This window comes from Dietzia sp. DQ11-38-2, from assembly GCF_014145055.1.
In the GTDB taxonomy this organism is placed as follows: Bacteria; Actinomycetota; Actinomycetes; order Mycobacteriales; family Mycobacteriaceae; genus Dietzia.
In genome coordinates this window covers 4954-12978 of record NZ_JAALDW010000218.1, presented here as the reverse complement: position 1 = coordinate 12978, position 8025 = coordinate 4954, and the positions used below count along the sequence as shown (strand labels likewise).

Sequence of the window (8025 nt, the reverse complement as noted above, 5' to 3'; positions counted from 1 at the left end):
CGTCTCGTCGACGGCGGCGGGTGCCTGATCTGGTTCCGACACGGCGCCGGACTCGCCGATGGTGACGGCGGACCGACCGGTCGCCCGGGCTCGCGGTCCCCCGGCGTACTGGGAAAGGATCTGCAGGCTCATGGTGGTACCTTATCGCCTCCGCTCCCCTCGACCGCCTGCCGCTCCCGGGGAGCTGCCATATGGCTCGGCGACATCCGGGCTGCGCCGCCCCCGGCCGCCCCGGATACTGGGAGCATGCGTGCGATCCGGATCTCAGAACACGGTGGCCCCGACGTCCTACGGCCGGTCGAGGTTGAGACGCCCTCGCCGGGTCCGGGAGAGGTACTCGTCCGGACCACCGCCGTCGGCGTCAACTTCATCGACACCTATTTCCGGGAGGGCGTCTACCAGGCTTCGTTGCCGTATATCCCGGGAAGCGAAGGGGCCGGGATCGTCGAGTCGGTCGGCGAGGGCACGCCCGACCTCGTGGCCGGGGACCGGGTGGCGTGGTGTCAGATCCCCGGTTCCTACGCCCAGTACGTGGTGGGTCCGGCCGACGCGCTGGTCACGGTCCCCGATGAGGTGCCCGACGGTGTCGCCGCGTCGATGCTGCTCCAGGGACTCACGGCCCATTACCTGATCACCGACACCCATCGTGCGCACGGCGGGGACACCGTCTTGATCACCGCCGGCGCCGGAGGAGTGGGTCAGCTCCTCATCCAGATGGCGGTGGCGCGGGGGTACCAGGTGATCACCACCACCTCGACCGAGTCGAAAGCCCAGATCTGCAGGGATCTGGGGGCGCACCGGGTGCTGCTCTATCCGGAGGCCACGCCCGAGAGGATCCGCGAACTGTCCGGCGGTGGTGTGGAGGTGGTGTTCGACGGGGTCGGGCGGGACACCTTCGACATGAGTCTGGCGTCACTCGCGCGACGCGGAACCCTGGTCCTGTTCGGCGCGGCGAGCGGTCCGGTACCCCCGGTGGATCCGCAGCGGCTCAACGCGGCCGGCTCGGTGTTCCTGACCCGACCCTCGCTCGGAGACTTCATCGCGACCACGGAGGAGTACCGCGAACGCGCGGCGGAGGTGATGGAGGGTCTGGTGGGCGGTTCGCTCGTCCTGGAGGTCGGTGCGACCTTCGGGCTCACCGAGGCGGCGCAGGCACACCGCGCCCTGCAGGCCCGGCGCACCACGGGGTCGATCACGCTCGACCCCTCACGGTGACGGGCAGACGACCTCTGCCGGCGACGGTCAGAACAGTGCGAACGCGCCCGACAGGGTCTCGAGGCCCAGAACCGCGTCGACGGACAGGGCCACGAAGACCGCGGCCAGGTAGTTGTTCGACAGGATGAACAGCTTGAGGGGTTTGACCTCGACACCTCGACGGACACCGGCCTCGAGGCGGTGCGCCATCACGATGAACCACACTCCGAAGCCGACCGCGCCCACCGCGTAGATCCACCCCGCTGCGGGAATCAGTGCGAAGGTGCACAGAACGGTGGCCCAGGTGTAGAGGGTGATCCGCCGGGTGACGCCTTCGGCCGACATCACCACGGGCAGCATCGGTACGCCGGCCGCCTTGTAGTCCTCCTTGTACCGCATCGCGAGAGCCCAGGTGTGGGGCGGGGTCCAGAAGAAGATGATGAGGAACAGGACGATCGCCTGCCACCAGTTGTGCGGCTGGCCCTCGGGGAGGTGGTCGGTGATCACCGCCCAGGACACGAGCACGGGCATGCAGCCGGCGGCGCCACCCCACACCACGTTCTGGGCGGTGCGTCGCTTGAGGACCATCGTGTAGACGAAGACGTAGAAGCAGATCGTGGCCAGGATGAACGCGGCGGCCAGCCAGCTCTGCGCCAGGAGACCCAGCCAGAGCATGCTGGACGCGCCGAGCACCAGACCGAAGACCAGCGCGGCTCGTGGGGTCACGGCGTGGCGGGCCAGGGGGCGCCGCTCGGTCCGCTTCATGACCTTGTCGATATCGGCGTCGACCACCATGTTGAGGGTGTTGGCGCTGGCGGCGCCCAGCCACCCGCCGACCAGTGTCAGCAACACGAGTCCTAGGTGGACCTGCCCGCGGTCGGCCTGCAACATCGCGGGGATGGCGGCGACCAGGAGCAACTCGATGACGCGCGGTTTGGTGAGGGCGATGTACGACATCACCACATCGGCTGCGCGGGCGCTCCCGCTCGCCGGAGCCGGCCGCCCCGAGGACTCTGGAGGGGAGACGGACGGCCCCCCACTCCGGGTCGGGGTGGAATCGTGCACCGGAACTCCTCGCAGCAGATGTCAACGCACTACCCGGCCGATACTACGTCCCCCCTGCACGCTCCGCGAAAGAGCGGGGGCGGGGACCGCCCGACCCCGGGCGAGTCTGACCACTAAGGTGGTCCACGACATCCGCGCGGATCCGCGCCGCACCCTCGACCCGGGAGAACCACAAGTGACCAGCGCGTCGGAGATCACCGAGCTCACCACCGCCCGCCACCCGTCGGACTGGACAGAACTGGACACCCGGGCGGTCGACACCGCGCGTGTCCTGGCCGCCGAGGCCGTGCAGAACTGCGGCAGCGGTCACCCGGGCACGGCCATGAGCCTGGCGCCCCTGGCCTACACGCTCTACCAGCGGGTGATGCGCCACGACCCGTCGGACCCTAAGTGGGTGGGGCGGGACCGCTTCGTCCTGTCCTGTGGCCACACGTCGCTCACCCAGTACATCCAGCTGTACCTCGCCGGTTTCGGCCTGGAGCTCGAGGACCTCAAGGCGCTGCGCACCTGGGGCTCCAAGACCCCGGGGCATCCCGAGTGGAACCACACCGACGGGGTGGAGATCACCACCGGGCCGCTCGGTCAGGGTCTGGCCTCCGCCGTGGGCATGGCCATGGCCGCCCGGTACGAGCGGGGCCTGTTCGACCCGGACGCCCCGGCCGGGAAGAGCCCCTTCGACCACTTCGTCTACGTGGTCGCCTCGGACGGCGACGTCCAAGAAGGCGTGACCGCCGAGGCCTGCTCTCTGGCGGGGACCCAGCAGCTCGGGAACCTCATCGCGATCTACGACGACAACAAGATCTCGATCGAGGACGACACCCAGATCGCCTTCACCGAGGACGTGGCCGCCCGCTACGAGGCATACGGCTGGCACGTCCAGACGGTCCACGGTGGTGAGGACATCGAGGCCATCGAGGACGCGATCGCGGACGCGCGCGCGGTCACGGACAAGCCGTCGATCATCGTCCTGCGCACGGTGATCGCCTACCCCGCCCCCACCAAGATGAACACGGGCGCCTCGCACGGTTCGGCGCTCGGACAGGCCGAGGTGGACGCGGTCAAGGAGGCCCTCGGCATGGGTGGCACCGAGCCGTTCACCGTCGACGACGAGGTGATCGCCCACACCCGCGCCGCGCGTGACCGGGGCGCCCGCGTCCACGCGCAGTGGAGCGACATGTTCCACGCGTGGGCCGAGGCGAACCCCGGGGCGAAGGACCTCTTCGACAGGCTCTACTCCGGCCAGCTGCCCGAGGGGTGGGACGCCGACCTCCCGAGGTGGGAGGCCGACCCCAAGGGTGTCGCCACCCGCAAGGCGTCGGCTAAGGCGATCCAGGCGCTCGCCGGGACCCTCCCGGAGCTGTGGGGCGGGTCGGCCGACCTCGCTGGTTCCAACAACACCCAGATCGAGGGGGCCGACTCCTTCGGCCCCCCGTCCATCTCGACCGGGACGTGGACGGCGTCCCCGTACGGTCGCAACCTCCACTTCGGCGTCCGCGAACACGCCATGGGCGCGATCCTCAACGGGATCGCCCTGCACGGCCCGACCCGGCCCTACGGTGGGACCTTCCTCATCTTCAGCGAGTACATGCGTCCGGCCGTCCGGCTCGCCGCCCTCCAGGGCAGCAACGCCTACTACGTCTGGACCCATGATTCGATCGGTCTCGGCGAGGACGGCCCCACCCACCAGCCGGTCGAACAGCTCGCGGCACTGCGGGCCATCCCCGGGCTGGCCGTGCTGCGTCCGGCGGACGCCAACGAGACGGCGGCCGCGTGGCGCGCGATGCTCGTCGCCCTCGACGGCCCCAAGGGGCTCTGCCTGACCCGACAGGACATCCCCGTCCTCGAGGGCACGGCCGAGTCGGCCCGGGAGGGTGTCGAACGCGGCGGTTACGTGATCGCCGAGGCATCGACCGGGTCCCCCGAGGTGATCCTCATGGGCACCGGGTCCGAGGTGCACCTGGCGGTCGAGGCACGCGAGGTCCTCGAGGCGGAGGGCATCGCGACCCGGGTCGTGTCCATGCCGTGTATCGAGTTCTTCGACCAGCAGGACGCGGAGTACCGCGAGTCGGTCCTCCCTCGCTCGGTCCGCGCCCGGGTGAGTGTGGAGGCCGGGATCGCGATGCCGTGGTACCGCTTCCTCGGCGACGCGGGCAGGGCGGTGTCGTTGGAACACTTCGGTGCCTCCGCCCCCTACCAGACCTTGTACACCGAGTTCGGGATCACCGCTGACGCCGTGGTCACCGCCGCCCGCGAATCCCTCGCGGCCGTCACCGGGGAGTCATCATGACCAATGCCAATCTCGCCGCACTGAGCGCCGCCGGCGTCTCGGTCTGGCTGGACGATCTGTCACGCCAGCTCCTCACCTCCGGGGAGCTCGAGGAGCGGATGTCGACCTACTCGGTCGTGGGAGTCACCACCAATCCCGCGATCTTCCAGGCCGCGCTGGCCGACTCCTCGGCCTACGAGTCCGCGCTCGCCGAGGCGGTCCGGGCGGACAGGGACGTCGATTCCGTCGTGCGCTCGCTCACCACCGCCGATGTGCGGGACGCCTGCGACCTCCTGGCCGGCGTGTTCGAGGCCACCGACGGGGTCGACGGACGAGTCTCGCTGGAGGTCGATCCCCGGCTGGCCGAGGACACCGAGGGCACGGTGGCCCAGGCCGTCGAACTCTCGGACGTGGTCGACCGGCCCAACCTCATGATCAAGATCCCGGCCACCTCGGCGGGGTTGCCCGCGATCACGGAGGTGATCGGGCGGGGGATCGATGTCAACGTGACCCTCATCTTCTCGGCCGACCAGTACCGCGCGGTCGCGGAGGCGTACCTGTCTGGACTGGAACGAGCTGCCGACGGCGGTCACGATCTGTCCCGCATCCACTCGGTGGCCTCGGTGTTCGTCAGCCGCCTCGACACCGAGATCGACTCCCGCCTGCCCGACGACTCCGCCCTGCGGGGCACGGCGGGACTCGCCAACGCGCGGTTGTGTCAGGACGTGTACGACGAGGTCTACGACACCGCCGGTCGGTTCGGCGATCTGGCCGCACGGGGTGCTCGCCCCCAGCGGTTGCTCTGGGCGTCCACCGGGGTCAAGGATCCCGCCTACCCGGACACCCTCTATGTGAGCGGCCTGGTCACCCACGGCACCGTCAACACGATGCCCTTCGCGACGATGGAGGCGTTCGCCGACCACGGGCAGCTGGCTGGGGACACGGTCCGGGGCACCGGCGAGGCGTCCCGGGAGACCCTCGAGGCGCTGCGCGCGGAGGGGATCGACCTCGACGAGGTCTTCTCGTTGCTCGAGCGGCAGGGCGTGAGCAAGTTCGTCAGCGCGTGGGACGACCTGATCGCCACGGTCACCGCGCGGATCGACGAGATCCCCTCGGGGTCGTGACCGAACCGGCCGGTCGGCCCTCCCCCGCCGTCGGCGACACCGTCGGCGGGCCGGAGGGATCGGCCAACCCGCTGCGCGATCCTCGGGACCGCCGCCTGCCCCGGATCGCCGGCCCGTCCGGTCTGGTCATCTTCGGCGTCACGGGTGACCTCTCCAAGAAGAAGCTCATCCCCGCCGTCTACGACCTCGCGAACCGGGGGCTGCTCCCGCCGGGATTCTGTCTCATCGGCTTCGGTCGACGCCGCTGGACCCACGCCGAGTTCGCCGACTTCGCCCGTGACCACGCGCGGGAACGGTGCCGTACCCCGTTCCGTGAGGACGTGTGGGAGCAACTGGCGGCGGGACTGCGGTTCGTCACCGGGACCTTCGACGACGACGAGGGCTTCGATCACCTCGCGCAGCAGCTGACCGCCCTGGAGTCCGAACGGGGCACGGCCGGGAACTACGCGTTCTATCTGTCCGTCCCCCCCGACGACTTCCCCACGGTCTGTCGGCACCTCGACCGCACCGGGTGCACCAGATCGGTCGACGGCTCGTGGCGCCGCGTGGTGATCGAGAAGCCCTTCGGCCACGATCTGGCGAGTGCTCGCGAGCTCAACGCGGTGGTGGGCGCCGTCTTCCCCGAGGACTCGGTGTTCCGCATCGATCACTATCTGGGCAAGGAGACGGTCCAGAACATCCTCGCCCTGCGCTTCGCCAACCAGCTCTTCGAACCGGTGTGGAACGCCAATCACGTCGACCACGTCCAGATCACGATGGCCGAGGACATCGGACTCGGCGGCCGCGCCGGGTACTACGACGGCATCGGGGCGGCACGCGACGTCATCCAGAACCACCTCATCCAACTCATGGCGCTGGTGGCCATGGAGGAACCCACGGACTTCTCCGCCGCCGCGCTACGGGCGGAGAAGACCAAGGTCCTCGAGTCCACCTCACTCGCGCTCCCGATCTCCGAGACCGCGGCCCGGGGCCAGTACTCCGGCGGCTGGCAGGGCTCCGAGCAGGTGGTGGGGCTCAAGGACGAGGAGGGTTACGATCCGTCCTCGGCCACCGAGACCTACGCCGCGATCACCCTCGAGGTCCACAACAGACGCTGGGCCGGCGTCCCGTTCTACCTGCGCACCGGCAAGCGGCTGGGCCGTCGCGTGACGGAGATCGCGGTGGTCTTCCGCCGCGCGCCGCACCTGCCCTTCGACGCGACCATGACCCAGGAACTCGGGCAGAACGCCCTGGTGATCCGGGTCCAGCCGGACGAGGGCGTGACACTGCGATTCGGCTCCAAGGTGCCCGGGACGGCGATGGAGGTCCGCGATGTCAACATGGACTTCGCGTACGGCGAGGCGTTCACCGAATCGTCCCCCGAGGCCTACGAGCGGCTGATCCTGGACGTCCTGCTGGGTGAGCCGTCGCTCTTCCCGGTCTCGCGGGAGGTGGAGTTGAGCTGGATGCTGCTCGATCCCGTCCTCGACGAATGGGCTGCCGGGGGTACCCCGGAGCAGTACCAGGCCGGGACGTGGGGCCCGCGTGGTGCCGACGAGATCCTGGCCCGCAGTGGCCGCGCATGGAGGCGACCGTGATCATCGACCTGCCCGACACCTCGACCCGCGAGATCTCCAAGAAGCTCGTGCAGATCCGCGAGGACGCGGGACTGAGCACGATCGGCCGGGTGCTCACGCTCATCGTCCTCACCGATCACGTCGGCGGCAGCGAGTCCGCGATCGAGGCCGCCAACGACGCCAGCCGCGAGCACCCCTGTCGTGTCATCGTCGTGATCCGTGGCAACCGCGCCAGGGCTGACCGGCTCGACGGTCAGATCCGTGTCGGGGGGGATGCGGGGGCGGCCGAGGTCGTGGTGCTCCGGACATCGGGGGCTATGGCGTCGCAGTCGGCCTCGTTGGTCACCCCGCTGCTCCTGCCCGACACCCCGCTCGCGGTGTGGTGGCCCAGGCATTCGCCGACACTGTTGGCGGAGGACAAGGTCGGCCGTCTGGCGCGGCGGCGGATCGTGGACTCCGATGCCGAGGGGCATCCGACGGACGCGCTGGCCAAGCGGGCGGCCGGCTACTCCCCCGGTGACACCGATCTGGCCTGGGCCAGGGTGACGCACTGGCGCTCGCTCCTGGCCGCGACCCTGGACCGCCCCCCGTTCGAGAGGATCACCGGCGCCACGGTGTGTGGGCCCGAGCGGGCCGCGTCCGTGGACCTCGCCGGCGGGTGGCTCGCCTCCCGCCTGGGGATCGACGTCCACCGTGCGGTGGGGCCGCGCATGGTGGTCCTGGAGCGTGCCTCCGGATCCATCGTCATCGAACAGGTGAGCCCCACCTCCGCGGAGCTGCGCATCACCGGCCAGGCCCCCACACGGGTGACACTGGTGAA

At 70.0% G+C, this 8025-nt stretch carries 6 protein-coding genes; 5 read left to right on the top strand and 1 reads right to left on the bottom strand.

All coding sequences use genetic code 11. The features are described 5' to 3' along the window. Positions 1-246 precede the first annotated feature (246 nt). Positions 247-1215 carry a quinone oxidoreductase gene (locus tag G6026_RS08005; RefSeq protein ID WP_182612858.1) on the top strand — a complete coding sequence of 323 codons (969 nt, stop codon included), beginning with the start codon at positions 247-249 and terminating at the stop codon, positions 1213-1215. 27 nt (positions 1216-1242) lie between these two features. On the opposite strand, the gene G6026_RS08000 is transcribed toward G6026_RS08005, so the two are convergent. Then, entirely contained in the window at positions 1243-2259 is a 1017-nt protein-coding gene (locus tag G6026_RS08000; RefSeq protein WP_107756502.1) for a heme o synthase, read from the bottom strand. A 175-nt stretch (positions 2260-2434) separates the two neighbouring features. Here G6026_RS08000 and tkt point away from each other — a divergent pair, with 175 nt between their 5' ends. From tkt to G6026_RS07980, 4 genes are all read left to right on the top strand, one after another. Beyond that, positions 2435-4546, top strand: a complete 2112-nt coding sequence (gene tkt, locus G6026_RS07995) for a transketolase (RefSeq protein ID WP_182612857.1) — start codon at positions 2435-2437, stop codon at positions 4544-4546. Further along, positions 4543-5649: a transaldolase gene (gene tal, locus G6026_RS07990; protein WP_182612856.1), complete on the top strand. Its 1107-nt coding sequence runs from the start codon at positions 4543-4545 to the stop codon at positions 5647-5649. Before tkt ends, tal begins: the two co-directional genes overlap by 4 nt. Before the next feature lie 71 nt (positions 5650-5720). Next, positions 5721-7226, top strand: a complete 1506-nt coding sequence (gene zwf, locus G6026_RS07985; protein WP_182612859.1) for a glucose-6-phosphate dehydrogenase — start codon at positions 5721-5723, stop codon at positions 7224-7226. Beyond that, positions 7211-8025 (top strand): glucose-6-phosphate dehydrogenase assembly protein OpcA (locus G6026_RS07980; protein ID WP_182612855.1); only part of this gene is annotated, 815 nt, incomplete at its 3' end. The genes zwf and G6026_RS07980, both read left to right, overlap by 16 nt.